Annotated in this window: 22 protein-coding genes and 4 tRNA genes; 10 read left to right on the forward strand and 16 right to left on the reverse strand. The window is 66.0% G+C overall.

Annotated features, from left to right (window positions below; all coding sequences use genetic code 11):
* Positions 1–9 precede the first annotated feature (9 nt).
* Together ACFY5D_RS17585 and ACFY5D_RS17590 are read left to right on the forward strand one after the other, a co-directional pair.
* Positions 10–1,047 carry a DUF917 family protein gene (locus ACFY5D_RS17585; protein WP_387532800.1) on the forward strand — a complete coding sequence of 346 codons (1,038 nt, stop codon included), beginning with the start codon at positions 10–12 and terminating at the stop codon, positions 1,045–1,047.
* Positions 1,044–2,555, forward strand: coding sequence for a PucR family transcriptional regulator (locus ACFY5D_RS17590; RefSeq protein WP_387532802.1), 1,512 nt, complete (start codon positions 1,044–1,046; stop codon positions 2,553–2,555). The genes ACFY5D_RS17585 and ACFY5D_RS17590 overlap by 4 nt, the downstream gene beginning before the upstream one ends.
* A gap of 139 nt (positions 2,556–2,694) precedes the next feature.
* Here ACFY5D_RS17590 and ACFY5D_RS17595 read toward each other — a convergent pair whose 3' ends face one another.
* Positions 2,695–6,036: an efflux RND transporter permease subunit gene (locus ACFY5D_RS17595; protein WP_387532805.1), complete on the reverse strand. Its 3,342-nt coding sequence runs from the start codon at positions 6,034–6,036 to the stop codon at positions 2,695–2,697.
* Between the two features lie 416 nt (positions 6,037–6,452).
* Between ACFY5D_RS17595 and ACFY5D_RS17600 the strand changes: the two genes are divergently transcribed.
* On the forward strand, positions 6,453–6,644 hold the full coding sequence (locus ACFY5D_RS17600) for a hypothetical protein (RefSeq protein WP_387532808.1): 192 nt from the start codon (positions 6,453–6,455) through the stop codon (positions 6,642–6,644).
* A gap of 41 nt (positions 6,645–6,685) precedes the next feature.
* Here the strand turns inward: ACFY5D_RS17600 and ACFY5D_RS17605 are convergent, their stop codons facing one another.
* The 3 genes from ACFY5D_RS17605 to ACFY5D_RS17615 all read right to left on the reverse strand — a co-directional run bounded on the left by ACFY5D_RS17605 (position 6,686) and on the right by ACFY5D_RS17615 (position 9,248).
* Positions 6,686–7,231, reverse strand: a complete 546-nt coding sequence (locus ACFY5D_RS17605; protein ID WP_387532811.1) for a PRC-barrel domain-containing protein — start codon at positions 7,229–7,231, stop codon at positions 6,686–6,688.
* A 228-nt stretch (positions 7,232–7,459) separates the two neighbouring features.
* Positions 7,460–7,807, reverse strand: a complete 348-nt coding sequence (locus ACFY5D_RS17610) for a PRC-barrel domain-containing protein (protein WP_387532813.1) — start codon at positions 7,805–7,807, stop codon at positions 7,460–7,462.
* Positions 7,808–8,009: 202 nt separating this feature from the next.
* Positions 8,010–9,248, reverse strand: a complete 1,239-nt coding sequence (locus tag ACFY5D_RS17615; RefSeq protein WP_387532816.1) for a multicopper oxidase domain-containing protein — start codon at positions 9,246–9,248, stop codon at positions 8,010–8,012.
* Here ACFY5D_RS17615 and ACFY5D_RS17620 point away from each other — a divergent pair.
* A complete protein-coding gene (locus ACFY5D_RS17620; RefSeq protein ID WP_387532819.1) occupies positions 9,247–9,528 on the forward strand; it encodes a hypothetical protein in 282 nt (93 codons plus the stop codon). The two genes, ACFY5D_RS17615 and ACFY5D_RS17620, sit on opposite strands and share 2 nt — an antisense overlap.
* On the opposite strand, the gene ACFY5D_RS17625 is transcribed toward ACFY5D_RS17620, so the two are convergent.
* The 9 genes from ACFY5D_RS17625 to ACFY5D_RS17665 all read right to left on the reverse strand — a co-directional run bounded on the left by ACFY5D_RS17625 (position 9,508) and on the right by ACFY5D_RS17665 (position 20,186).
* Positions 9,508–10,953: a multicopper oxidase domain-containing protein gene (locus tag ACFY5D_RS17625; RefSeq protein WP_387532822.1), complete on the reverse strand. Its 1,446-nt coding sequence runs from the start codon at positions 10,951–10,953 to the stop codon at positions 9,508–9,510. The two genes, ACFY5D_RS17620 and ACFY5D_RS17625, sit on opposite strands and share 21 nt — an antisense overlap.
* Positions 10,946–11,551, reverse strand: coding sequence for a hypothetical protein (locus tag ACFY5D_RS17630; protein WP_387532825.1), 606 nt, complete (start codon positions 11,549–11,551; stop codon positions 10,946–10,948). The genes ACFY5D_RS17625 and ACFY5D_RS17630 overlap by 8 nt, the downstream gene beginning before the upstream one ends.
* A gap of 371 nt (positions 11,552–11,922) precedes the next feature.
* Positions 11,923–13,404 (reverse strand): malate:quinone oxidoreductase, encoded by a 1,482-nt coding sequence (locus tag ACFY5D_RS17635; protein WP_387532828.1) that lies wholly within the window; start codon positions 13,402–13,404, stop codon positions 11,923–11,925.
* Between the two features lie 89 nt (positions 13,405–13,493).
* The gene (locus tag ACFY5D_RS17640) at positions 13,494–15,341 is read right to left on the reverse strand and encodes an ABC transporter substrate-binding protein (RefSeq protein ID WP_387532830.1); all 1,848 of its coding nucleotides are present in this window, start codon (positions 15,339–15,341) and stop codon (positions 13,494–13,496) included.
* A 132-nt stretch (positions 15,342–15,473) separates the two neighbouring features.
* A tRNA-Leu gene (locus ACFY5D_RS17645) sits at positions 15,474–15,555 on the reverse strand.
* Positions 15,556–15,643: 88 nt separating this feature from the next.
* The gene (bcp, locus tag ACFY5D_RS17650) at positions 15,644–16,141 is read right to left on the reverse strand and encodes a thioredoxin-dependent thiol peroxidase (RefSeq protein ID WP_387532832.1); all 498 of its coding nucleotides are present in this window, start codon (positions 16,139–16,141) and stop codon (positions 15,644–15,646) included.
* Between the two features lie 299 nt (positions 16,142–16,440).
* A complete protein-coding gene (locus ACFY5D_RS17655) occupies positions 16,441–17,736 on the reverse strand; it encodes an MFS transporter (protein WP_387532834.1) in 1,296 nt (431 codons plus the stop codon).
* A gap of 75 nt (positions 17,737–17,811) precedes the next feature.
* Positions 17,812–18,996 (reverse strand): acetylornithine deacetylase, encoded by a 1,185-nt coding sequence (gene argE / locus ACFY5D_RS17660; RefSeq protein WP_387532837.1) that lies wholly within the window; start codon positions 18,994–18,996, stop codon positions 17,812–17,814.
* Positions 18,993–20,186, reverse strand: coding sequence for a pyridoxal phosphate-dependent aminotransferase (locus tag ACFY5D_RS17665; RefSeq protein WP_387532840.1), 1,194 nt, complete (start codon positions 20,184–20,186; stop codon positions 18,993–18,995). Before ACFY5D_RS17665 ends, argE begins: the two co-directional genes overlap by 4 nt.
* A gap of 230 nt (positions 20,187–20,416) precedes the next feature.
* Here ACFY5D_RS17665 and ACFY5D_RS17670 point away from each other — a divergent pair, with 230 nt between their 5' ends.
* From ACFY5D_RS17670 to ACFY5D_RS17680, 3 genes are all read left to right on the forward strand, one after another.
* Positions 20,417–21,007 (forward strand): Lrp/AsnC family transcriptional regulator, encoded by a 591-nt coding sequence (locus tag ACFY5D_RS17670; RefSeq protein WP_387532842.1) that lies wholly within the window; start codon positions 20,417–20,419, stop codon positions 21,005–21,007.
* Between the two features lie 38 nt (positions 21,008–21,045).
* Positions 21,046–21,828 carry an HpcH/HpaI aldolase/citrate lyase family protein gene (locus ACFY5D_RS17675; protein WP_387532844.1) on the forward strand — a complete coding sequence of 261 codons (783 nt, stop codon included), beginning with the start codon at positions 21,046–21,048 and terminating at the stop codon, positions 21,826–21,828.
* Between the two features lie 91 nt (positions 21,829–21,919).
* On the forward strand, positions 21,920–22,135 hold the full coding sequence (locus ACFY5D_RS17680; protein ID WP_387532847.1) for a hypothetical protein: 216 nt from the start codon (positions 21,920–21,922) through the stop codon (positions 22,133–22,135).
* Between the two features lie 266 nt (positions 22,136–22,401).
* Here the strand turns inward: ACFY5D_RS17680 and ACFY5D_RS17685 are convergent.
* Positions 22,402–22,474, reverse strand: a tRNA-Lys gene (locus ACFY5D_RS17685).
* Positions 22,475–23,320: 846 nt separating this feature from the next.
* Here ACFY5D_RS17685 and ACFY5D_RS17690 point away from each other — a divergent pair.
* Both ACFY5D_RS17690 and ACFY5D_RS17695 read left to right on the forward strand, forming a co-directional pair.
* A complete protein-coding gene (locus tag ACFY5D_RS17690; RefSeq protein ID WP_387532850.1) occupies positions 23,321–23,581 on the forward strand; it encodes a hypothetical protein in 261 nt (86 codons plus the stop codon).
* Between the two features lie 8 nt (positions 23,582–23,589).
* Positions 23,590–24,903: a serine hydrolase domain-containing protein gene (locus ACFY5D_RS17695; protein ID WP_387532853.1), complete on the forward strand. Its 1,314-nt coding sequence runs from the start codon at positions 23,590–23,592 to the stop codon at positions 24,901–24,903.
* Between the two features lie 122 nt (positions 24,904–25,025).
* On the opposite strand, the gene ACFY5D_RS17700 is transcribed toward ACFY5D_RS17695, so the two are convergent.
* Positions 25,026–25,098 (reverse strand) — tRNA-Lys (locus ACFY5D_RS17700).
* A 267-nt stretch (positions 25,099–25,365) separates the two neighbouring features.
* Positions 25,366–25,438: transfer RNA gene (locus tag ACFY5D_RS17705), tRNA-Lys, on the reverse strand.
* 233 nt (positions 25,439–25,671) lie between these two features.
* Between ACFY5D_RS17705 and ACFY5D_RS17710 the strand changes: the two genes are divergently transcribed.
* Positions 25,672–26,625: a 2-hydroxyacid dehydrogenase gene (locus ACFY5D_RS17710; protein WP_387532856.1), complete on the forward strand. Its 954-nt coding sequence runs from the start codon at positions 25,672–25,674 to the stop codon at positions 26,623–26,625.
* Positions 26,626–26,642 lie beyond the last annotated feature (17 nt).

The following is a 26,642-nucleotide window of genomic DNA, read 5'->3' on the forward strand; positions in this document are numbered from 1 at the left end:
GATGGCACCATGACCAGCATCCTCGGGCAAGACCGGCTCCCGGCGCTTGCCCGAGGATTCTCCCTTCTGGGATCCGGGGGCGGCGGGAAAACCACGTTGCAAGAACTCATCCTGGGGGCCTCGAACGCCTGGCCGCTGAACGTGCACCAGGTGCGGGATGTGGACCCGGCGCTCTCGTGCGTCGCGATCGCCTACGTGGGATCCACCCACTTCATGCACGAACGCCTCCCCGTCGAAGACCCCTTTTCCCCGCTGCTGGCGGCCGCTGCGCGCTGGTCGGGAACACGGCCGGAAGCCGTCTGTGCCCTGGAAGGCGGCGGGGTCAACGGCCTCACCGCCCTGGGCCTGGCCCACGAGATGGTCTTCGTCGACGCGGATTTCACCGGGCGGGCATACCCCCGGCTCGATCAGATGTCCCTTTATGTGGACAAAGTCCCGGGCCTCTTTGCCGTCTGCGACACCGGCGCCGGCGGGGTCGCGATCGTGAACACCGACAGGGCCGAAGACATGGAAAAGGTCATCCGTGCCGCAGTGATCCAGGCCGGCGGTGTTGCCCCGGTCCTGCTGGGCGGCTTCCACGTCGGGGACCTCCGCGAACACGCCATCACCGGAATCTACCTGCGGGCCTTGGAACTGGGCGATGCATTCATGGCCGCGGAGCAAGAGCCGGTGCCCGTGCTTGCCGAAAGGCTGGGCGCCCGGTTCCTGGGCCAGGGCAGGATCACGGCGATCGAAATTTCCGCACGGACGATGCACAATTCGACCATCGAGGTCACCTGCAACGACGGCGGGATTTCCCGGGTGATAGCCCGCTCCGAGTTCCTGGCCTACATGAGCGAGGGCAAGGTGCTGGCTGCAACGCCGGAGATCATCGTGGTGCTCGATTCACTATCCCGGGCCATCCTCCAGGTCGACGAAGTGACCCAGGGCAGGCACGTTGACGTTCTTTCGCTGCCCGCGCCGTCGTGGTGGCTGGAACGCAGCGAGCGGCTGGCCCATGTCCTGCCGGCCTTCTTCGGCCTGAACCTACTTGAACGGGGCACATGAACCGGAAACTGATGCTCGGCGACATGCTGGCACATCCGCATAACGGCGGCCTGCGAATCGTCACGGGGGATCCCGGCACGCCCCTGCCCGAAGCGGTCGTGGAATCGGCCGAGGGCAGGTTGCCCCCGCACTGCGCGGGGGACCTGGCGGTGCTCACCATCGACCCGCCGAGCGATGCCTGGCAGCAGGACGCGCTCATCCGCCGCGTGCGCGATCGCGGGTTCGCCGCGCTGGCCCTGCCGCATGCCGATCGCTTTGGTGCCGGCAGCCGGATCCTGGCCGGGCGCTTGGGCCTGGCGCTGCTGCAGGTGGATCGGCCCATGGAATTGGCCCAGGCCTGGTGGCAGCTGCGCGAGGGGCGCGATTCCCTGATGCTGTCCTACGTGCGCAAGGCCGCGCGATGCTTTGAGTACCACGCCGAGGGCGTGGCGGACCTGATCGCGCACCTCGCGGCGAACCTTGGCCACGGGATCGCGCTGGTGACGCGCGAGGGAGTGCTTGCGCAGGCCGGCGGGGCCCTGCCCGCAAAATTGCTGGCGGAGATCGACTTTGCCCCGTGGCTTGACACCACACGGGGTGCCACGGGATGCGTGGCCTCGGTGCGTGTGGACAGTCCCGGCCGCAGCGGGCTGCGCCTTGCGGTCTTTGGGCAGGGCTTCGGTGAGGTGCAACTCGGGGCACTGGCGATGGCGGCAGAGGTGATGATGCCGGCCGTCGCCGCGCGCATCCTCATCGACGAGGTCGCCGAGGTCAACGAGGCAGCGGTCTCCGCCGGCCTGCTGGGCGACTTCCTGGAAAAGCGACCGGTTCCCGATCTCGACCTGGAACGCCGCATGCTTGACCGCGGTTGGCCGATCAGCGGCTATCACCTGGGATTCAGGATGATCGGCAGGACGCGCATCGATTCGCTGCAGCTGTTGCGCGAGCTGAAACGGCACCTGGCCGGCCTTTCGGCGGATTGGCGGGCGGTCACCTTCGGCGGGGGCGTGGCCGGCTGGCTGAACTTCCCGGCGCCGCTGACGCAAAACAACCTCGAGGCACGGGTGGCGGCGCTGCGAACCATCCACGCGGAGGTGCGCCGCTCCTTCAACATCGCCACGGGTATCGGGGCACCGGACAGCGGCCCGACGGGGCTGGTCGAGACGATCAACGGCGCCTCGGAGGCGGCCAGGATCGCCACCCAACGCTCGGCGACGGGGTGGTTTGTGCGCATGGACGCACTGGGCATCGAGCAGCTGCTGCTGTCCTGGACCGAAAGCGACACGTTCATCCCGGCGGCCCGCGCCCTGCTTGGTCCGCTGGCCGACAACGGGGCCGAGCTGGTCCAGACCCTCGGCTCCTACCTCGACCACGAATCGAGCATCACCGCAACGGCAACCGCCTTGAACCTCCACCGGAACACGGTGGCCGCCCGCGTTTCCAGGGTCCAGGAGTTGCTGGGGCTGGACCTTTCCGAACCCGAGACGCGGTTGGCCCTGCACCTCGCTTGCCGGGCGCTGGCCGGCTAGGACGTCGAACCCTCGCACGCGCCGCGGCGGAATTCCGCAGCAAGGACACGCCGCCGAAGCAACGCCAAGGGCGCCGCATCCCCCTGGATGCGGCGCCCTTGGCGACTTGCCTTACTGAAGCACGACGTTGAATCCGGCGTTAGGCCAGGCGCCCGTGCTGCCCCTCTTCGACTTCCTTGCGTTCCCGGCGGGTCAGCGGGATCGAGCCCGTCGCCGGGTTGATCAGCGTGCCCGGGGGGTAGGCCCCGGTCGCGCTGACCGGCGGCGGAACCGCGCCCATGCTGTTGGTGTCGGCCTTGGTGCCCGACGACCCGTAGACGGGGACCTTGCCGGCCTCGTCCATCGCCTTGATCAGGTCGCTGGTCGAGGTGGCGGGTCCGCCGGGCTTGCGGCGCCTGTCGGCACGGCGCGTGGCGCCGCGCTCCTTGGCGCCCTCCACCAGGTGGTAGAGCACGGGGACCAGGATCAGCGTCAGCAAGGTCGAGGAAACCAGCCCGCCGATGACCACCACGGCCAGCGGCTGGGAGATGAACCCGCCGCCGCCGGTCAGGCCCGCGGCCATCGGGATGAGCGCAAAGATCGTGGCGGCGGCCGTCATCAGGATCGGGCGCAGGCGCTGGCGCGCGCCGTGGTAGATGGCCTCCTGCAGGTTCATCGCCGGCCGGCCCGCGCCGGCGTGCCGGTACTGGTTGATGAGGTCGATCAGCACGATCGCGTTGGTGACCACGATGCCCACCAGCATCAGCATGCCGATCAGCGACGGCAGCCCCAGCGGCACGCCGGTGAGCAGCAGCAGGCCGATCGCGCCGGTGGCGGCGAACGGGATGGAGACCAGCAGGATCAGCGGCTGCGCCAGCGACTTGAACGTGGCCACCATGACCACGTAGACGATCGCGATGGCCGCCAGCAGCGCCAGGTAGAGCTGGGAGAAGGACTCCGCCTGCTGGGTGGCGGCGCCGCCGAGCTCCGCGGTCGCGCCGGCCGGCAGGGCCAACGCGTCGAGCCGCTTGGTGACCTCCGCGGAGACCGCGCCCAGGTCGTTTTCGCCCGGGGTGATCGACACGGTCGCGATGCGGTCGCCGTTGGAGGAGGTGATGGTGGCGGGGGACTCGGTGCGTTCCACCGTGGCCACGTCGCCCAGCTTCACCGCGCCGCCGGGGGTCGGCAGCTTGAGGTCCTTGAGCTGGTCCAGCGAGGTCAGGTCGGTGCCCTCGCCGATGGACACCGGGTAGTCGGTGTAGCCCACGCGCACGGTGCCCGCGGGGATCGGGGAGATGGTGCCGGCGGCCAGCGCGCCGATCTGCGCCTCGGAGAGCCCGGCCTTGGCGGCCTTGACCCGGTCCACGCCGATGGAGACCTGCGGGCGCGCCTCGGAGAGGTTGTCGCTGACGTCGGTGGCGCCGGGGATGCCGGCCATCGCCTTGGCGGTGGCTGCGGTGGCCTCGGCGAGCAGCTTCGGGGTGGGGGCGCCGACCTGCACGGTGACGGCGCTCGTGCCGCCCATGCCGCCCTCGGAGCCGGAGAGCGAGATCTGCGAGTCCTTGGCCAGCGGTTCGACGGCCGTCCGGGCCGCGTCCATGATGGTCTGCTGGTCGGCCTTGGCGTCGGTCATCACGGTGAAGCCCGCGCTGTCCGATCCGCCGGCCATGAACGAGGCGAACCCGCCCGACGGGGTGCCGACGGTCATCTGCACGTCCTGCACGCCGGGGACCTTGCGCAGCGCCTTTTCGACGGGCTCGGCGGCCTTCAGCGTGGTGTCCAGCGAGGAGCCGGCCGGCATGGCCTGGGTGACGGAGAAGGTGTTCTGCCCGGTGCCGCCGAGCAGGTTGGTGGGCACCAGCGGGACCATGAGCACGGTGCCGGCCAGGATCGCGACGGAGGCCAGCAGCGTGATGACCGGGTGGCGCTGGGTGCCGCGCAGCACCGGCGCGTAGCCGCGCTGCAGCCAGGAGTTGCGCTCCTTGGCTTCGGCCTTGGCGCGTTCCGCCGCAAGGTCCGCGGCACCGGGCTGGGTGTGCCCCAGGAACCAGTAGGCGAGCACCGGCACGATCGTCAGCGAGACCAGCAGCGAGGCCAGCAGCGCGATCGTCACGGTGAGCGCGAACGGGCGGAAGAGCTCCCCGGCCATGCCGCCGACCAGCGCCACGGGCAGGAACACCGCCACGGTGGTCAGCGTCGCGGCGGTGACGGCGGTGGCGACCTCGCGCACCGCGGTGGTGATCGCGGTCTTCTTGTCCTCGCCGTAGGCCAGGTGCCGCTTGATGTTCTCGATCACCACGATCGAGTCGTCGACCACGCGGCCGATCGAGATGGTCAGTGCGCCCAGGGTCAGCATGTTCAGCGAGTAGCCGCCCATGCGCAGGCCGATGAACGTGACCAGCAGGGAGAGCGGGATGGAGATCGCGGTGACCAGCGTGGAACGCACCGAGAGCAGGAAGACCAGGATGACGACGACGGCGAAGCCCAGGCCCAGCAGGCCCTCGACCGTGAGGTCGTGGATCGACTGCTCGATGAACGGCGCCTGGTCGAACACCGTGGTGAACGTCGCGCCGTCGCCCAGCTGCGCGGCGAGCTCGGGCACCATGGCGGTGACGGCGTGCGAGATGCCGACGGTGTCCCCGTCCGGCTTCTTGGTCACCGAGACCGCGAGGGTCTCGACGCCGTTGGTGCGCGTGATGGAGGTGGCGGCGTCGTCCTGCATCTCGATCGTGGCCAGCTCGGAGAGCTTGAGCACCCCGGAGGAGCCCTTGACCGGCAGGTCCTTGACGGCGTTCAGCGAGTCGACGAGGGATCCGCTGGTCACGGGCAGGTCCAGGCCGTCGGTCTCCAGGCGGCCCGCCGGCATCAGCCCGGAGCCGTCCTCGATGGTCTTCTTGAGGTCGTTGACGGTCAGCTTCTCGGAGGCGAGCTTCTTGGCATCCGGCAGCACGGCGATGTGCTGGCCGGTGCCGCCGGAGACATCCGCCGTGCGCACCCCGTCGATCTTGGAAAGCTTGGGCAGCACCAGACGCTCGACGTCCGAGCGCAGCGTGTTCAGGTCCTCGCCGCCGGAGACCGCCATGTAGACGATCGGGAAGTCGGAGATGGACCCGGCGAAGGCCGAAGGTTCCACGTCCTTGGGCAGCGTGGCCTTGGCGTTGGAGATGGCCTTGTCCACCTGGGCGCGGGCGCGGTCAAGATCGGTTCCGTAGGCGAAAGACAGCGAGACGGTGGTGAAACCGGTCTGCGAGGTCGACGACGAGGACTCGAGCCCCTCGACGGCCTGCAGCGCGCCCTCCAGCGGCTGGGCGACCTGCTTGTCGATGACCTCCGGCGAGGCGCCGGGCTGGGAGGCGACAACCGAGATCCGCGGGAATTCCAGCGAGGGGATCAGTTCCTGCTTGAGTTGCCCCATCGTGATCACGCCGAAGACCGCGACGAACACGGTAATCAACGCGATCAGGGCGCGGTTGCCCAGTGAGAGTGCGGCCAGCCGATGCATCTGCCATCCTTGAGAATTTGTGGTGTGTGGTTTTGCGCTTCTACCACTCTAGCCACCCGGGGGCACGCAGGCATGAACCGAAAGGACGACCTTGGCCACAGCGTGGCGCGGCGCGGGGTGCTCCCGCATTGATGTGGTGCGGCTGCCGGACGGAAGTTGTGCGGGAGCCGGGCGGATCCATGGGACTTTTGGCGGTTGGAATGCCGCGCCGGAGGCAGTAACTTGGCAGTAGCGCGGTTTTTGGGGGATCGGTTCCCGGGAGAGGGAACCGATCGCGCCAAGGCCGGGCGGCACCCCCGCGAGTATTCCTCCGACCCAGCCGAAAACGCCGGGCGACGACCCGCACGGGGCGGCATCCGGCGCGGGCGCCGGAACGGCGAGCCCGCGGCCGGCGTTGCATGAGCTGGGAGAAGCCAATGACCACGAACACCCCGGTGTCCAAGCCGGGACATCTGGAAGCATTCAGCGGGCCGCGTGACGACCTCGACCCGTTGCTGGAGACGGAACTGGTGGTCGACGACGGCGCGGCGGACCTCGGCGGCATGCCGCGACTCCACGCAGCGGGCCCGGCCCCGGATCCGGCCGCGGATGAAGCAATGGACGGCTAGCGTTTCGAGGCCGGGTGACGGGCGCGGCGCACCGTTCGGGATCAGCGCTCCGGCGGTGCCTCATGCCTGCCGTGCCGGCCCGTTGCCTTCGGAGCCGCCGTTTCGCTGGCCGTCACCACGTACTTGCGCAGCAGCGGGCGCCCCGCCTCGTCGTTCACGGCGATGACCCGCTCGTCCGTCTCGAAACCCGAGGCGCGGGTCGCGCGTGCCGGATTGGCGGCGGCGGGATCCGCGGCGTGGACCCCGTGGGACCGGCCGGCGGCGTCCCGCGGTGCCAGCCCGTAGTATTCGAACAGCCTGTCCTCGTCCGCGATGCCCAGCTCGGCCAGTGGATCGATGTTCGGCGCGTGCCGCACCACGTTCTTGTCGAAGGCGACGTGGAGGATGCCCCGGGAGACGGTGGCGTCGTTGAGCGGGACGACGCTGTGGGCCGTTCCGAAAAAGCCGGTGTGGACCGTGACGAAACCGGGTTCCCCGGTCCTGGCGTCAATCAGCAGGTGTCCCAACATGCCGATCTTTTCACCGGTCGGGCCAACGACGGTGGTTGCGGTTTCAAGCAGTTTGTGGAGTTCCTCGCGGCCAAGCATGGCGGTGTCCTAACCGGATGTTTCTCCCGGCGCGGCCGGACGGGCCGTCCGGTGGGGCCTTGGGCCGGGCGGATCGGGCATGGCCGAGGTATCTCGGCCATCCTTGCCGGGCATCCATGGCAAGCAAAGCACCATGCGCGTTCCCGTTCAAGAGGGAGCCTTCGCCGCGACCCTCGCGGTGTTCGTCGCGGTGCGGGCCGCGGTCCGGACGTCGGCGCGCCGGACCGGCTACTCCGACCCCGCGACCCCGGCGCCGGGGGCGCCCCGCGCGTAGTACAGGTCAAGCAGCCGCTTGTCCTCGTCGCTCAGCGTGCCGGCCGGGTCCAGGTGCGGGGCGTGCCTGATCTTCTCCTTGCCGAACGCGACATGAAGGCGGCCGTGGGCGATCTGCGCGCCGTCGAGGGAGACGAAGCACTCCTCGGCGCCGAAGAGCCCGAGGTGGACGGTGACGAAGTCGGCATCCCCGGTGCCGACATCCATGAAGATCTTGCCAAGCGTGCCGATCTTTTCCCCCTTCGGGCCGAAGACGCCGCTCTTGGCCTGTTTCAGGGCGATCACGTAGCCGTGGCCAAGCATTGCCGCGTCCTTGCCGGATGGTGTTCCCCGGCCCGTCGCCGAAACCGCATGCCGCGGTTCCCCGGACGAGGCACACGGCCGTCGGCAGCGACAGCGCCATGAAATGTTTCGGGCATCCACGCCAAGCAAACCACCCCACCTGTTCCCTTTCAAGGCGGGGTGGTTGGTGTTCCGTCGTCCCCAAGTGTTCCCCGTCGGCGGTTCAGCCGGCGACGAGCCTCAATTCCCTGCGGGCCAGGGTCTTGCCGGTGATCCAGTTGTTCCATTCGATCCGCATCGTGTAGTTGCCGGCCTGCTCGGGGTGCAACAGCAGGTCGTAGCGTTCGGCCGCGCCCATCGCCACCACGTGGGTGAACAGGTGGGCCTTCGGGTCCTCGTGCATGCTGGTCGGGATAGCCGGAGCCCCGGGGTGGGCCGTGTGCCGGTAGGGCCGCCCGTCGTGCGCGATGAGTTCGGCGATGCGTGCGGGGGAGCCGTCCCCGTGGTGGAACGAGATCTTGTTGGGCAGGTAGTTTCCGTCGAGCAGCCGCATGAGGGTCGGGGCCCTCCCGTTGCCCTTCACGTTGATCGGCAGCTCGGTCGGCGCCCACACGGCACCCTCGCGTTCCCTGCGCGAGTTCAGCAGGCCGCCGGTGATGTAGAAGTGCTGGGGTTCAAAGCGGTTGAGCCCCACGTCCTCACCGGAAAGGCCCGCCGCGTGCCCCAGGTCGTGCCAGCGCGCGTCGACCGAGTACATCATGATCAGCGATTCGGTGGCGATGTCGTACTCGGGCCCGTCGGCAAACGCCCTGCGGTTGCCCGGGCCCACCGGGAAGTCGGGCAGCACGACGGGGTCGATGACCAGCGGGCCCAGCAACCCCATCTGCGCGTGCAGCGGCGTGTTGACGTGGCAGTGGTAGAAGTAGGTGCCCGCCGCGCCGTAGTTGGGGTCGCGCACCCGCCCGGGTTCGGGCTGCCACTGGTAGGTGTAGTGGTCGTCGATCTCGAACGAGGTGTGCCCGACCCCGTCGTTGCGCGGATCCGGTTCCATGCCGTGCCAGTGGATGGTGTGCGGGCCCATGCTGGGCTCGACGCGGGCATGGAAGATGTCCCTTTCCTTGGGCCGCAGCGTAGGCCCGGGGAAGCCCCGGCCGGAGGTCGGGGAGTGGAAGACCCACATCTCGAACTCCGCGCCGTCGGGGAACGTGAGCACCTTGTTTGCGACGTCCAGCTCGACGGACAGCTGCGCGGCCTGCCGGAACTGGGTTTCCGGGGCGTCCTGCTGCATCTGGTGGGAGGCGAAGTCCGCCTGGGAGTCGTAGTCCCGCGGCTCGCCGTCGTCATCGTCGTGATCGTCATCCGAGGTCGGCGGGGCGACCGTGGGACGTGGCGATTGGGTGGTCGGCGCCGTGGTTTGCGTCGGGCCGGTGGACGGCGCCGGAACCGTCGGACTCGGTGTCATGGTGGCGGTCGGCGTCGGTGTCGTCGGCTTGGTGGGCGTCAGCGTCGGAGTCGGAGACGGAGACGGTGGTTGTGTCGGCTTCGGGGTTGGCCTTGGGCTCGGCTTTGGCTTTGGCTTCGGTTTCGGCCTCGCGACTGGCGCTTTGGTGGCGTTCGGCTTTGACCGGCGCTTTTTCTTGGGCTTTTTCTTTTCCGTGTCGCGGCTGCCACCGATTGCCGATGCGGCACCGAGCGACCCCCAGAATGGCGTATTCATGGTCTTATGCTCCAATCACCGGTGATTTGAGTTCCCAGTGGGCCACAAGCCCGCCGGGGTACAGGCCGCCGGCCGCGGTTTGCGACATCTCGGCGTGGCAGTGCATGGGGTACTTCCAGTCCTCGGTCCGGTTGTTCCAGACCTGGTCGGTGGCGTCCGGGGGCCGCTTCATCGGGATCATGCAGTCCTTGCGGTCCATGGGGGCGAGTTCGACGACGTCCTCCCACTGCTGGATCACCACGTGCCCCTGGTCATCGACGTGTCCGAATTCGCGCGGCCATTCGACGTTGTTGCGCCGCACCGTCCAGAGGTGGTTGCCGTGGAAATGGATTTGGTGGTTCGCGATCCCGGGATTGACCATCCGGACCATCTGGCCCGCCCGGATCGTTCCCATCACCAGGTCCTCCCCGAATTCACGGATGTCGATCTGCCGCGGGTAGCCGGAGACCAGGGATTCCTCGTGCGCGGCCTGGTTGATGGCCCGGTTCGGTGAGTGGCCAAGGGCCTCGTAGCCGCTGCGGTCGTTGAGCATGAAGTAGCGGGGCACCGCGGGATCTGCCTCCGGATCAACGCTCCCGCCGGCAGCCTCGATGTTCGCCCAGGTGGTGTCTACCGCGTGGGTGACCCACAGCCACTGCCTCTCGAAACCGGCCTGCCCCGGGGCCACCCGCCAGGCGTCCTCTGGGTTCAGCACCACGAGGGTGCCGAAAAGCCCCATCGCGCGCTGCACCGGGGCGTTGGTCGGGTCATGGTAGATGTAGGTTCCGGCGTAGGGGGCGGGGAATTCCAGGTAGCCTTCCCCGCCCGGGGGGATCGGCCCGGTGGTCACATCCAGGCGGCCGTGTGCCGCCTGGGAAAAGGTCAACTCGTGTGCCCGGGCAAGCCTGTTGAAGACGCGAATCCGGATGGTTGAGCCGGTTTCGGCGATGATGGTGCGCTGCGGGAAAAAGCTGGCCCAGTGGTTGCGCCGGATCAGGAACTGGCCGGGGTTCGCGGCGTCCGGCCCGGCAGGCAGCGGGGTCCCGCCGGGCGGAGGGACGGCATCCAACGGGTAGGTCCGCGACTCGACGAGTGCGCCGTTCCGGGTGAAGACCTTCGGCGCAATGCGCAAGGACGGGGCGGCGTCCCGCAGCGCGGTGGGCTTGTCCCCGAAACCGCGCTGGTAGACCAGGGAATCGTCGACCATTTTTGCGTAGCCCTCGTTGATGTAGAGGTCCAGCACCCCGGGCAACGGCACCGCGGCGGCGCCGACCCGGCCGCGGGCCCTTGCGGGGGTGGCAGCCACGGCGGGCCGTGCGACGGAGGCCATGGCCGCGAGGGCCCCGATCCCTGCGGCAGCACCGAGTTTCAGTGCGCCGGCCCGGTCGAGGATGCCCTCGTTTCCGACGGCCGCGGCGGTTGAACGGCCGGTGTGGCTGCGTTCCGATGGAGGAGGGTTGTGTTCAGGCATGATCGGCCTCCAGGAAACCGGGGCGCCAAGCCACGGCGGGCAATGGCAAGTCGATGGGTGCGCCGCCCGGGCTGGCGATGTCGTCGAAAAGGGCGGTGAAGGCCGTCGCGTCGGAGGGGACCAGGAAACTGATGTTGGCCCGGAGCTTGGCTCCCGGGGCCAACAGTCCCGGCACCAGGTCGTTCCACCGGTTGACTACCAGCCACGGTTGGCTGTTTCCCCGCAGACGAAGCTGCCCGGGTGAAAACATCTGGTCCTCGTCGCTTTCGTTGAAGACGTCGAGCTGGACGAGCAAGTGGTCACCGTAGGTCATGTTCACCGGCTGAAGCGACCTGCCGCCGGACATTCCGTGGCCACCGTGGCCACCTGCAGCAGCAGCGTCGGCCGAGAGCCTGGACTGGCGTTCCGCCCGCGAGATCCGGGCTTTGCCGAAGCTGGTGGCCACGGTGGTTGTTCCTGGAGGGCCGGCGGCCGCGAATGCCACGGCCAATGCCGTGATTCCGCCGGACCCGAGAACCAGCGAGGTTCCAAGGGTGATGCCAAGGGAGCGCCGAGACAATTGGTGCGGTTCCCCGGAGTCTTGTTGGCCGGTATCCACACCGTGGATTCGATGGCGAGCCGTGTTGGATTTTCCCCAAGCTGCAAGCATGTTTTTGCCCCCCTGTAATACCGAGCGTGTCCCTGCGGAAACAGGATCCGGGGTTTCCCTTCCCCAAGTCCGTTGGTCCTGCGTCCGTAGTGTGGATCAGTATGCAGTGGCGCCAAACAGGGTGTAAAGGTTCAATTCGCCCATTTGCCCTAGTCACAAGGTTTTTACAAGGTTTTTCGGGGTTTGGGGGAAAGCGATCCGGGCTCGAAACCGCAAATGCCCGGTTCACCGCCCGCCCCACCAAGTGGGGGAAGGGCATGTGAACCGGGCATTTGCCGGTGTTGCGTGCTCAGTGGCCGGAGTTCAACCGGCCGTGAAGACTAGGCCAGCTTCAGGACCTTGTCGGTCTCGGCGCGAACCTCGGCGTAAAGCGACGGGTTCTCGTTGAGCTTCACGCCGTAGGACGGAATGATTTCCTTGAGCTTGGACTCCCAGCCTGAGAACTGCTTCGGGAAGCAGCGGCCCAGCAGCCCGATCATGATCGGGGTGGCCGTCGAAGCGCCCGGCGAGGCGCCGAGCAGGCCGGAGATGGTGCCGTCGGCGGAGGTGATGACCTCGGTGCCGAACTGCAGGGCACCGCCCTTCTTGGCGTCCTTCTTGATGACCTGGACACGCTGGCCGGCGGTGATCAGTTCCCACTTCTCGCCGGTGGCCTCAGGGAAGTACTCGCGCAGTGCATCGTCCTTCTTCGCACGCGACTTGAGCACCTCCTTGATCAGGTAGGCGGTCAGCGACATGTTGTCCTTGCCCACGGCCAGCATCGGGATGATGTTGTGCGGGCGGATCGACAGCGGAAGATCCCACAGCGAGGAAGTCTTCAGGAAGTTCGTGGAGAAGCCGGCGTACGGGCCGAACATCAGCGAGCGCTTGCCGTCGACAAAGCGGGTGTCGAGGTGCGGAACGCTCATCGGAGGGGCGCCGACCGAGGCCTGGCCGTAGACCTTGGCATGGTGCTGGTCGATGACGGTCTCATCGGTGCAGCGCAGGAACTGGCCGGAGACGGGGAAGCCGCCGAAGCCCTTGATTTCCTCGATACCGGCCTTCTGCAGCAGGCCCAGGGCGCCGCCGCCGGCGCCGACGAAGACGAACTTGGCGTTGACGGTGCGCTTGGCCTTGGTGGCGTTGTTCTTGACCGTCAGGGTCCAGCCGGCGCCGTCGCGCTTGATGCCCTTGACCTTGTGGCCGTAGTTGACGTCGACGCCGGTGACGGCGAGGTTCTCGGTCATCTGGCGGGTCAGCGAGCCGAAGTCGACGTCCGTGCCGGAGGCGACGCGTGACGCTGCAACGCGCTGCGAGCCGTCGCGGCCGCGGGCAACCAGCGGGGTCCAGGACTCGATGGTGTCCAGGTCCTCGGTGTGCTCGATCTCGTTGAACAGCTCGTGTGGCTTCAGCGCCTCGTAGCGGGTCTTGAGGTAGTCCGCGTGCTCGTCGCCGATGACAAAGCTCATGTGCGGCAGCGGGTTGATGAAGGTCGAGGCGTCGCCGACCTGCTTGTTCTGCACCAAGTGGGAGTAGAACTGGCGCGTGACCTGGAACTGCTCGTTGATGCCGATGGCCTTGGTCGGGTCAACCGACCCGTCGGCGGATGCGGCGGTGTAGTTCAGCTCGCACAGGGCCGAGTGGCCGGTGCCGGCGTTGTTCCAGGGGGACGAAGACTCAAGGCCTGCCTGATCCAGGTTTTCGAAAAGTCCAATGCTCCACCCCGGCTCCAACTGCTTGATCAGGGTTCCGAGCGTTGCGCTCATGACACCGGCGCCGATTAGAACGACGTCAAATGATTGACTGGTGGCTTCAGAAGGCACAGGCTATCTCCGTTGAAAGTTCTTCTAGACTCCAGCCAAGAATAGCGCGGTGGCTCCGACTCCAAGAAATTGGGGTCTTGACTACTTCGTCACTTGTTGTTCAGTTTCACGTCGGAGAAAACTTCATCAAGCACCGGCGACGATGGATAATTCCGGACGGTGTCGTTGAACGCCAGCCCGGAAATGGGGAACACCAGCGGCAGCGCGGGCAGATCCTCGGCCAGGGTGCGCGAAATGTCCTGGTACGCGTTGACCCGTTCCTCCCCGCCGGGGATCGAGCGGGCCAGGAGGATCTGCGCCTGCAGGATCGGCGAGTTGTACCCGAACTGCTTGTTCGTGTCGGAGAAGATCCCGCCGAGGAAGTCATCGGGATCCCGGTAGCCGCCATTGAAGCCCAACAGGTGCAACCCGGCGGTGGTGCCCGAACGCACCCGGCTGACGTAACCGTCCGTCCAGTCCATCGGGATTGGTTCGATGACGATGCCCGCGGTCGCGAGCTGGCGGGAGAGCTCCGCGTAGATGAGTTCGGGCAGCGGCAGGTACGCGCGGGAGATGTTCAGCGGGTACAGGAACGGGATGGGCGAACCGTCGTAGCCGGCCTCCACCAACAGCGCCTTCGCCCGTTGCAGGTCGGGGCCGAAGTAGGTGTCCGATGGCTTGACGCCCAGGGAGGCCGGCAGGAAGCCGCGCGCTTCCTTGGTCCCGGAAATGTAGTAGGCGTCGATGATCTTCTGCCTGTCGATGCTGTGCGCGACCGCCTGGCGGAATTCGGGCTTTGCGAGCCACTTGTTCTGCTGGTTCATGCCCATGTACGCGACGGAGAACGGGTCCCGCTGCACGATCAGTTTGCCCTCGCGGACAAGTTCGCGCAGGCCCGTGACGGTGACCATGTCAAAGCCGTCGATGTCGCCGCGGCGCAGCTCGCCCAGGCGCTTGGCCGGGGTGCTGGTTTCGCGGAAGGAGACCAGAGTCGGTGCCTCGGGGTTGCCGGCAAAGGCCGCAGCGTCCCAGTATTCGTCAAAGCGGGCCACCTCGACGGTGTTGTCGTCCCACGAGGCAAAGGCATAGGGGCCGGTGCCCACCGGGTGGGTGGACAACGACGAGACATGCCCGGAGTCCGTTGCCGCCGCGGCTAGGGCCTTGGGGGAGGCGATCGCCAGCCCCGGCAGGGTCAGGGCCTCGATCAGCCCGGTGATGGGTCGGCGCAGCGTCAGCACGACGGTGTGGGTCCCGGCGGTCTTGATCGACCCGAAGTAGCTGGCGCTTGCCCCGGTGCTGGCTCCGATGAACGGGTTCGACTTCAGCTGCTCGCGCAGGTTTTCAAGGCGCTGCACCTCGGCCAGGTGCGCGGCCTCCAGCTGCGGATCCACGGTTTCCTGGCCGTCGGTTCCCTTGACGGGTTTCGGAGCGGGGATGGAGTCGGGCAACTTGGGCAGCGATTCGCTGTACCTGAAGACCTGGTTGAAGCCCTGGTCGGAGTCGGCCTTGGCGTCCTTCGGCAGCGCGGCCCAGCGCTGGAAGTTGGCGACCACTGCCTCGGCGTTGAAGTCGGTGCCGTCGTGGAATTTCACGTCCCGGCGCAGGATGAAGGTGTACTGCAGGCGGTCCGGGCTGGAGATCCAGTCGGTGGCAAGCAGCGGGATTGGTGCGCCGGTTTCGCGGTCGACCCCGATGAGGCCCTCGAAGATTTGCCTGGTGATGCGGAAGGTTTCGTTGTCGCCGGAGACCGCGGGGTCCAGCGTCGCGGGGTTGGCCGCCGTGCCGAGGCGGAATTTCTTCACGGCCGGGGCCGGGGTGCCGGTGGGGGAAGTCGTCGGCCCGGGGGCCTTGTCGGGTACGCAACCGGCCAGTGCCAGTGCGGCGACCCCGAGTCCTCCGGCAAGGAATGCGCGGCGCGAGGCGGCTGCCGAAACTGGGAATGGCGGCGGCGTGGGCACCTGGGACTCCTTCAAGTGGTTTGGGCGCCGACGTCGTCGGGCCCCTGCACAGTACTAACGAGCAAGGCCCCCGGAAATATCCGGGGGCCTTGCCTGGGTGCCTGAGGGGATGAAATGCCCTTCGGCGATTTGTGCGAGCGGGGGGACTTGAACCCCCACGTCCGAAGACACTGGAACCTAAATCCAGCGCGTCTGCCAATTTCGCCACGCTCGCAAGGCCGCAACCACTCTCGTGGTTCAGCATGAATCAGTGTAGCGGATTCCGGCGGCCGATTTTTCCACTTTTGGGCTGTGGGCGAAACTTACTTCGGATCGAGTCCCAGATCACGACGGAGTTTGGCAACGTGTCCCGTGGCACGCACGTTGTATTGCGCAACCTCGACGATTCCGTGCTCGTCGAGGGCGAAGGTGGAGCGGATCAGGCCCTCGTAGACGCGGCCGTAGTTCTTCTTTTCGCCCCAGGCGCCGTACGCCGCAGCGACGGCGTGGTCCTCGTCGGAAAGCAGCGGGAAGCCGAGTTCCTCCTTGGCCGCGAACTTGGCGAGCTTGGCCGGTGCGTCGGGGGAGATGCCGACGACCTGGTAGCCGGCGGCCAGGAGCGATTCAAGCGAATCGCGGAAGTCGCAGGCCTGCTTGGTGCACCCGGGCGTGGATGCTGCCGGGTAGAAGTACACGATGGTCTTCTTGCCGCGCAGCGAGGCCAGTGCAAGGTCTTCGCCGTTGGCGTCGGGCAGGGTGAAATCCGGTGCGGCGTCGCCGGCCGCCAGGCGGATGGCTTCGGTCGTTGCGTTCTCGCTCATGGTGGTGGGTGCTCCCTACGTTGTGGTTCCGTGGCGCGGCGAGGCAGCCCGGAAAGTCGATGGTCTTGGCTACGAGCCTATCGAAGCCGCAATTGTTTTGTTGCCTCGGGCCGCTGGGCCCGGCCTTCGGCGGACAATTCGATGGACAACACGTCGGAAGGCGGCCGGGCGAAAAGGCGGCGGAGGCAAAGGTGCGGCGTTGCCCGTGGACCAAGGGGGTGTCCACGGGCAACGCCGCACCGGGCTCGATGCCGCCGGGGGAATCAGGATCGGATGAATCCGGACGGCGGGGGACCGGCTCAGCCCTGGTTGTAGACCTTGCGGACGACCACGAGGCTGGAGAGGGAGACCGCGGCGATGGCCAGCAGGTAGAAGCTGGGGGCCAACAGCGAGCCGGTGCCGGCGATCAGCCAGGTGAGGATGAACGGCGCGAATCCGCCGAAAACGGTCACGGCGATGTTGTAGCCCAGCGACATGCCGGTGGTCCGGATCTGTGGCGGGAAGATTGCCGCAAGCAATGCCGGCAGGGGCGCGAAGTACGCGGTGGCCAGGAAGCCGAAGACCAGCTCGATGCCGATCATGGTCGCGATGGTCGGGACGTTGACCAGCAGGATGAACAGCGGAAGTGCGACAACCAGGGTGCCGATGGCCGCAAAGGTCATGATGCGTGCGGCGCCGACCTTGTCAGCGAGCGCCCCGATGAAGGGGGCGCAGACCGCCATGACGCTGCCGAAGATCAGCGTCGAAACAAATGCGGCGGACTTCGTCATTTCGAGGTTCACGATGGCGTAGGTCGGCATGTACAGCGCCAGGTAGTTGGCCACCGAGCACAGCGCCACGACGCCGACGACTGCCCAGAGGCGGCCGCGGTTTGCCACGAAGGCCTCGGTCAGCGGGGCCTTGGAGGTTTCGGTGGCGAGGAACTCGGGGGTTTCCTCCATCTTGGTGCGGATGTACCAGCCGACCGGGCCGATGGCCAGGGCAAAGATGAACGGGATGCGCCAGCCCCACGATTCGAGGGACTGGGTGGAGAGGTAGTTGTTCAGCACGAAACCGAAGAGGCCCGCCAGCAGGATCGCGGCACCCTGGGTGGCAACCTGCCAGCTGCCGTAGAAGGCCTTGCGGTCGGGGGCGTACTCGATGAGGAACGCGGTGGCGGAGGCGAATTCGCCGCCGGCCGAGAAGCCCTGCAGGAGGCGTGCCGTCAGGATGATGATCGATGCGGCAACGCCGATCGTCGCCGCGGTGGGGGCCGTGGCGATGAGCAGGGTGCCGATGAACATCAGCACGATCGAGAGCATGAGCCCGGCCTTGCGGCCCGCCTTGTCCGCGTAGCGTCCGATGATGATGGCGCCGAGCGGGCGCATCAGGAAGGAGACGCCGAAGGAGGCGAAGGCCAGGAGCAGCGAGGAGTTTTCGTCGGTGGTGGGGAAGAACAGCTTGGAAATGGTGACGGCGAACGTGCCGTAGACAACCAGGTCGAACCATTCCAGGCCGTTGCCGATGGAGGCCGCGACGACCGCCTTGCGGGCGTCCTTGCGCTTGCGTTCGAGCTCGGGGGATCGAAGGAGGGTGGAGCGTGATTGATCAATCATGATGGTCTCTCCAGAAACGGGATGTGCGGTGAATGGGAGTGGGTGAAGCCGTGGGGCGGTGCGTGGCGCCCTGGATCAGGCGTCGCGCTGGAGTTCGGCGGCGAGGTCGAGCAGGAAGGCCTCGAGCGCCGCGATCTGGGACAGCTCGATGAATTCGTTGGCGGTGTGGGCCTGGGCCAGGTCGCCCGGCCCGCAGATCACCGTGTCGATGCCGGCCTGCTGGAAGATGCCGGCCTCGGTCGCGTAGGCGACCTTGTCGCTGGTGGTCGATCCGAGCAGCCGGCGGGTCAGCTCCTCGGTGTCCTTGGCCCCGAGGTGGCTGAGCCCGGGGACCACGGCGACCTCCTCGAGCTCGACGCCGGCCGCGGGGTTCTCCGCCCGCATGGCGGGAACCAGTTCCCGGTCCAGGTAGTCGCGGATGCGGGCGATGACCAGGGCCGGGTCGTCCGCGGGGATGGTGCGGAACTCGAAATCGACGACGCAGTGCTCGGGAACCGTGTTCACCGCCACGCCGCCGGAGATCTTTCCGACGCTCGCGGTGGTGAAGGGGACGTCGAAGTCATGGTCGAAGGGCCCGTCGGTGCGGTGCCCGTCGGCGATGGAGCGGATGAAGGCGATCGCCCGGGCCGCGTATTCGATGGCGTTGACCCCCGAGGGGGTCAGCGAGGAATGGGTTGCGACGCCCTTGAAGTGCAGCCGGTAGAGGTTGCTGCTCTTGTGGGCGGAGATCACGCGCATCATGGTCGGTTCGCCCACGATGCACTTGTCGGGACGGATGCCGCGCTTGGTGAGCTCGGCCAGCAGTTCGACGGCGCCCAGGCAGCCGACCTCCTCGTCGCAGGTCAGTGCCAGGTGCACGGGCACGCCCAGCGGCCGGGCCAGGAAGTCCGGGAGCATTTCCAGCACCGCGGCGCTGAAGGCCTTCATGTCGCTGGCGCCGCGGCCGTAGAGCCTGCCGTTCTCCACCCGCGCGGCGAAGGGGTCGGAGTGCCAGTCCTGGCCGTCGACCGGCACCACGTCGGTGTGCCCCGAGAGCATGATCCCTCCGTTGGTGGAGCCGTCGGACGCCGGCAGCGTGACAAAGAGGTTGGCCTTGCCCGCCTGGCTGGAAGGGACGACCAACGGGTCCAGCCCCAGGCCGCGAAGGTGGCCCCCGACGTGGTCGATCAGCGCCATGTTCGACCCGCGGCTGGTGGTGTCGAAGGAGATCAGCGTGCCCAGCCAGGGCACGCTGCGCGGATACGGATATTCCGGGCTCATCGTGCGGTCCGCTCCATGTAGGTGCGCATGCGCGCCACCCCGTCGTCGATGCGGGAGAGTTCGCTGGCGAAGCACCAGCGCAGGTAGCCCTCGCCCTCGGGGCCGAAGGCAACGCCGGGTGCCAGGCCGAGCCCGGTTTCGTGGATCAGGTCGCGGCAGAAGGCCAGCGAGTCGGTGACGCCGGTGACCTTGAAGAAGCTGTACATGGCGCCGGGCGCCGGGGCCGCCAACTCGATGCCGGGCACGGTGGAAAGCTGGGTGGAGAGGTGGTCGCGCGCCACCTTGAGGCGGGCCACGGTGCGCTCGATCAGCGGTTCGCCGTGGTTGACGGCATGGTTGGCGGCGGCCTGGACGAATCCCGGGGTGCAGGTCGTGGAGAATTCCAGGAGCTTGCCGATTTCCGGTAGCGTCGCCTTGGGCGCCACGATCCAGCCGATGCGCCAACCGGTCATGAGCCAGGTCTTGGAGAACGAGTTGCAGCTGATGACGCGGTCGTTCTCGTCGGCGATGTCCAGGAAGGTGGGGGCGCTGGAGCCCTCGAAGTAGTAGCGCTCGTACACGTCGTCGGAAATGATCCAGATCCCGTGCCGGCGGCAGTGTTCCAGGATGGTGCGCTGGTCCTCGACATCGATGACCCAGCCCGTCGGGTTGTTCGGAGAGTTCAGCAACAGCGCCCGCGTGTCCTTGGTGAGGGAATCAAGCAGCTTTTGCACGTCGAGGCTCCAGCCCTCGGCCTTGAAGTCGAGTGAAACGGTGTCGACCCGGGCGCCGAGCACCTTGGGAATTTCCACCAGGTTGGGCCACAGCGGCGTCACGGCAACCACGTGGTCGCCGGCGCCGACGATCGCCTGGACCGCCGTCATGAGGGCGGACGTCCCGGAGCTGGTGACGGCGATCTGGTCGACCGAACCGCGGCCGTGCAGGCGCTGGGTGTAGTTGGCCAGGGACTCGCGCAGGGCGTTGGTGCCCAGGGTTTGCACGTAGAACACGTTTCCGGCGTTGATTTCGCTTGTGGCGACGTCGCGGATGTCCTGGGGAGTCGGCTCGTCCGGTTCTCCGAACCAGAACGGCAGTACGCCTTCGGTTCCGATGGCGGCATTGGCCACTTCTCGGATGGCCGAGGAGCGGAGCTGTTGAACCTGGGTGCGGGCCCGCAGGTCCCATTCGGTGGGGGCCGAGGGGAATGACATTGCTGGTGTTTCCTTCCGTCCATGGCCTGGAACGGTGGCCATGGCGCTGGTTGCGGCGAACGGGTGGGAGTGCCGCCGCGCTGATACGAACAACCTTGCGACAGCTCGGATGCGTGTGTCAAGAGAATTTGCTTCCTATCTCACTATTTGAAAAGTCTTGAAACTGTTCACCTTTCATATGTAAAGTTCAGGTGTCGCCCTGTCGTAGGGTGCGAGGAAAGGTGGAGTCCGTGGACGGAGTTCAGGGCAGTACTGGGCAAATTCAGGCGGCATCGGATCCGGGTCAGGCGCCGCTGGGCGGGCTGAGCCAGGCGATTCGCCCAGTGCCCGACGAGGAGCATTTCGACGCGGTGGATGTGGCGCTGCTTCAGCATCTCGCTGCCGACGCCCGCCAGTCCCAGCGCACGCTGGCCCGCCTGGTGAACATGTCGGCCCCGGCCGTGGGGGAGCGCATCGCCCGGCTTGAACGCGTCGGGGTGTTGCAGCAGTACACGGTGCGCGTCGACTGGGCCCGATTGGGCTACCCCATGGTCGTCTACCTGCCGGTCGTGGCGGTCACCGGAACCGATATCGGCCTGTTGATGAATTCGTTGACCGAGCTGGCGGAGGTTGAGGACATCAACGTGGTCTCCGGCTCCTACGACCTTCTCGTCCGGCTGAGGGTCAGGAACCACAAGCACCTGACCGAGATCCTGCTCAACCGCATCTGGCAGATTCCCACCCTCCAGCGGACCGAAACGCTGCTGTGCCTGGCCGAATCCAAGCAGGATTCGTTCACCGAGAAGCTGCTGGGACAGCTTCACGAGCGACTGACCAACTAGTCCAACACCTATTTCACCCCCAACAAGGAGTCCACGCAGTGCGCACGAACGCGGTAAAGCAATCATTGCTCGATCACACCCCGACGGTAGGAGCCTGGCTCACGCTGGGCTCCCCGGCTGTCGCCGAGGTGATGGCCCATTGCGACTTTGATTGGCTGGTCATCGACCTGGAGCACGCGCCGAACGATCCGCAAAGCGCGACCGAGCAGCTGCGCGCACTCGGTGCCGCACGCGAATCGGGGGCCCGCTCCGAGGCGCTCATCCGCATCGCGGAACTCGACCCGGTGCTCGTGAAGCGCGCCATGGACATCGGCTGCCAGAGCATCATCGTCCCGAACGTCAATACGGCGGAGCATGCGGAATTGGCGGTGCAGGCCATGCGATTCCCCGACGGGGAGAACGGCGGGCGCCGCGGGGTGGCAGGGCTGGTGCGCGCGGGAACCTACGGGCTTGATCCCGAGTACGTCAACGGCGCCAACGGCCAGGCATGCACCATCGTGCAGATCGAATCAGCTGAAGCACTGGGAAACGTGGAGGCCATCGCCGCTGTTGACGGGGTCGATTGCCTCTTCATCGGAACCGCGGACCTCTCGGCCAGCTTGGGCCTACTGGGCCAGCCCACCCACCCGGTCGTGCGCGGGGGAATTGCCCGCATCATCGCGGCGGCGCGGGCCGAAGGCAAGGCCGTCGGCGCCTTTGCCGTGAGCGTCGACGACGCCCGCTGGTACAGGGAACAGGGGGCAGAGTTCATCGCCCTGCATTCGGATGTGGCATGGCTTGCCCGCGGCGCCATGGGTGCGCGCGAGGAGCTTTTCGCATAAGTCTGTTCGCATGAAGGCTTGGGAGATGACTCCCGTTGGCCCTAACATTAGTGATTGATGGAATTCAATCACTAATGTTAGGGCCGTTTTCATGTCTGTTTTCATGTCCAAGAACAAGCGGGACACCGCGTCCATGGGATTTGCACTGCCCGAGGCGCTGGTTTCCCAACGCGTTGCCTTTGCCGCATCCGGCGCTTCGGGCACCCATGAGGACCAAAAGGCGCGGGCGCACCGTACCGGATCGACAAACCGCATTGGATCGCGTTCCGCGCGGGTGCGCGCCGCCATCCGCAACGACGGCCGGTGAAGTGGGCTGATGGCCTGCTGGGTGAGTTGTGGCGTTGGTGATACCAAGGATCAGAACCTTGCCGTCATCCTTGATCTTGAAGCCCGTTCGCGGATCGGCAACCAGTAGGGTGTCGCTGAGGGCCTGGGCACGCGGGCTGGAGGTCGGTGGGACCGTGAGGCTTCGGCTGGCTCCGCGCGGGGTCTCGCGCTAAGGAAGCGCCGGGTGCAGGTCTTGGATAAAACAAAAGGCTCGATCTGTCGAAACAGATCGAGCCTTTCTCACTGTGCACCCCCCGGGACTTGAACCCGGAACCTACTGATTAAGAGTCAGTTGCTCTGCCAATTGAGCTAGAGGTGCATTATGCCGTTTCGGTCAGCGCTCCGTGCGGAACCCGTCCTTGCGACGCAGACAATCATAACCAGAAACTGGTCCGGAAATAAAATCGGGGGTGCGGGTTCGCCCTTGCAGCAAAACTTCGCGGAAATTCGCGGTTATTCCTGTGGTTTCGGAGGGTTTGCCCGCAATTTCCGGGCGATTCCCGCGAAAGTCGCTTTGTGACGGTGGGCACAATTGGGTCCGATGGCGAAGCTCATGCATCGTTCGATGCTGACGCCTACGTGTTAGCTGCCATGAATGGAGCCTTCAGGTGATTCGATGACCTGCGCGGAATGGCACTGCGGCCGCTTCGCGGCTGCACCCGAACTGGATCAGGGGGGGTCGCTTGACTGCATCAAGTCTTGATCCTCTTGGCAAGCCGTAATGCTCGAGGCTGGATAAGAGTGGTTCACGTGTCGTCAAAGCCGGGAAGCCAATGGCGGCCGACGAATAGTGTCTGATGTGGTCCCTGCCTGAGCGGTGCCTGGGTTGACCGGCGGGAAATCCTTGGTTCAAAGGAGCAGGGGGCAGGTGCGTGGGCAATGATTCCATCACTCCAAGCAAGACGTGGTGAATTGAGGCGTCAAATTGCAGTTCTTCAAGGGCTCAGCTGGTTGGTGAAAACGCGCGCTGTCCTCGACATGCCCAGGGATCATTGATCTACTGGAAGAGTGTGACAAATCAGGTGTTCTTGAAGATCAGAGGGCCCGGGATGAAGACACTGTTGTTCACCACAGTCCACGGTTTCACGGCGACCGCCACGGCATCGTCGCCCACTGCATTCAACCGGAAACCGCAGCGGGGATTGTTCCAAGTCAGGACCTGGCGATGTCGCGTCATGTCGCGGTGATTATTGCCAAGGCGCGCGGGATCGAAAACCCAGGTCGCTGCATCAGCCTGGAATCAACGGCGGATATTCCACTTTCGCCCTGCGTAAAGCACTCCTCACGCGGCCACTACGTCGGCCGCGGTCCCGGAGGTGTAAACGCGCTTGATGTCATGTTCCTTTCGGCAACTCCTGACGGGGATACCGCAGGAAAGTCGTTCTCCGGCTCGAACCTTTTCAACTCGCGGGAACTAGGGAAGTAGGTGCACTCATGAAGAATTCAGCGTTTTTCACGGGAAAGCTGGCAGCTGGCGCAGTTCTCGCCTTGCTATTGACTGGTTGTGCGTCAGGTTCTGTACCGACACCGAGTCCGTCAAGTGTGGAACCGGGAGGCTCAACACCAATCCCAACGCCAAGCCCGGACGCCAGTGCCGGGCAGTGCGTGGAGGACCCGACCGCCGTGGTGAAGGCCGCGCCGGGTGCTTCGGGCGCCCTGCCGGAATCCGTGGCCGCGGCTCTCGACTCGGGTGCGGAGGCTGCGTTTAAGAATGCAGCGGCACCGGGGGCGATTGTTGGCGTGCGCACACCGGAAGGCATCTGGACGGCAGCCTATGGGCTGGCGGATCCGACGACGGATGAGCCGATGACGACTGACATGCATACCCGCATCGGATCCGTCACCAAGACGTTCACCGGCACATTGCTGCTCCAATTGGCAGAAGAGGGCAAGCTCGACCTCGATGATCCGATCGGCAAGTACCACCCCGGCATTCCCAACGGCGAGCGGATCACCCTGCGCATGCTGGCGAACATGACCAGCGGCGTGTCCAGTTTTTACACCGAGGATTTCTTGAAGCGCTACTTCGGCGATCCCACGGGCAAGTTCACCACGGATGAGCTCATCGCATACGGAGTTTCGGCCTCGCCACTGTTTGCCCCGGGGGAGAAGTTCAACTACTCCAACACCAACACGATCCTGCTGGGAACGGTGATTGAAAAGGTGACCGGACAGTCGTTCCCGGAGGTTCTGAAGCAGCGGATCCTGGTGCCGTTGGGCATGGCGAACACCAGTTGGCCGGGTGACTCGGACGCGATTCCGAGCCCCCATCCGCGCGGGTATACGCTTCAGGGCCTGGAGCCGCTGAAGGAGCCAGTCGACGCCACAAACTGGACACCGACTTTCGCCGGCGCCGCCGGGGCCTTGATCTCTACGGTCGAGGACTTGTTGACGTATGACCGGGCGCTGGGCACCGGACAGGGACTGCTCTCGCCGGAGACCCAAATTGAGCGGCTCAAGTCGTTCCCGGTTCCGGCGGGCTACGGCCTTGCCTTGGGCTGCATTGGTGGATGGGTGGGGCACACGGGGGAGTTGCCCGGTTTCAACACGGCTCTGTACTACGACACCACCACTGACACCTCGGTGGTGGTCATGGTCAACAGCGACATTTCTTCGGGTGGATGCGCAGAGTCGCCCACGTTGAGCGACAATCCGGGTGAGCTGCCGTGCTCGGCCCCGGCGACGCGCGTTTTTGTGGGCGTATCCAAGGCGTTGGGACACGAATTTACGCCTATCCCTTCAAAATGAGGAAGCCGTGGATGCAGTAACGCCTTGCGGCCCGGTTCCGGAACACGTCCCGTGGAACCGGACCGTGTTCGGGGAAAAGCAGAAGGTCCGATTCGCAGTTGCGAACCGGACCTTCTTTGCTGTGCACCCCCCGGGACTTGAACCCGGAACCTACTGATTAAGAGTCAGTTGCTCTGCCAATTGAGCTAGAGGTGCGGCTGTTGTTTTTGCCGGAGTTTGTAACTCCCGCGCTCTGCAACGACATGAAACTATACCAGCTTTTTTCGGTTGCGCACGCCGCATCCGACTTGCTCCAACGATCGAGTGGGTCCTGGCGGCGAATCCCGGGTATCGGTGGGCCGATCTAGCCGGCGCCGAGCTGGCCAGGGTTTGTCCCATGTGGTGGTGGACCGCCTTGGGGGCGTTGCATCCGGGAAAAGCAGAAGGTCCGATTCGCAGTTGCGAATCGGACCTTCTTTGCTGTGCACCCCCCGGGACTTGAACCCGGAACCTACTGATTAAGAGTCAGTTGCTCTGCCAATTGAGCTAGAGGTGCGGCTGTTGTTTTCGCCGGAGTTTGTAACTCCTGCGCTCTGCAACGACATGAAACAATACCAGCTTGGCGGGGGAATGCAAATCGAAATGGCCTTTTGCGAGCGAGGTCACAAAATCGACTCTGAAATGGGGTGTTATGAAGGCAGAGTGCGATTTTTGCTCCGGAATGGATTGTTGCGTCGCCGAAGCGTGTTCCTTTGGGGCGGGCACCCCGATCGACCTAGGCTCAAGGTCATGAAGCAGAGCACCGTTGTAACTTTTCCCAGCGAAGAACTCCTGGCGGCCGTCGGTCCATTACCCGAAGGGATCGTGGCCGGCCTTTGGGACTTCGAAAGCGATCCCGTGGGCGTGCGCCTTGAAGACATCGAGATTGCCGTCTTTCCCTACATGGCCAAGTTCTCCGAGCTTGAAGCCGTGAAAACGGCGCCGAACCTCAAGCTGGTGCAGACCCAGACCACGGGATTCGACGGGATCCGCGAGTTGGTCGGGCCAAACGTGTCCGTGGCTACGGCGCACGGTGTGCATGCCGCATCCACCGCCGAGCTGGCCGTCGGGCTGGCCATCGCCTCGCTGCGGGGAATCGGGGAATCGGTGCGGGACCAGGCCGCCAGCCATTGGAATCCGCGACGCTGGCCCGGACTGGCTGACCGCAAGGTGGCAATCGTGGGTGTCGGCGGCATCGGCGAGGAAATCCGCAAGCGGCTGGTGCCCTTTGAAGTTGAGCTCAGCCGCTTCGGCACACGTGCCCGCACCGACGAACACGGCGAGATCCATGCCATTGGCGACCTGCACTCGCGTGCGTCGTCGATCGAGGTCCTGATCCTTATCGTTCCGCACAACGCATCGACCCACCACCTGGTGGATGCCCGGCTGCTGGCCGCGTTGCCCGACGATGCGGTCGTCGTCAACGTGGCCCGCGGCCCGGTGGTCGACACCGACGCGCTGGTGGCGGAACTGGCGACCGGGCGCCTGCGTTGCGCCTCCGACGTCTTCGACCCCGAGCCGCTTCCGGAAGGCCACCCGATCTGGGGTCTGCCGAACGCGCTGGTCGTTCCGCACAACGGCGGAAACACGGAGGCGTTCCTGCCGCGAATGACGAAGCTGCTTAAGCGACAGGTCGTGGCTTGGGCCCAAGGCAGGGCTTCGGAAAACCTCGTATACAGTGCCGAGGCCGCCGAACGACCCTAGCCGGATTCCTGGCCGGT

The organism is Paeniglutamicibacter sp. NPDC012692, from assembly GCF_042901625.1.
Taxonomy (GTDB): Bacteria; Actinomycetota; Actinomycetes; order Actinomycetales; family Micrococcaceae; genus Paeniglutamicibacter.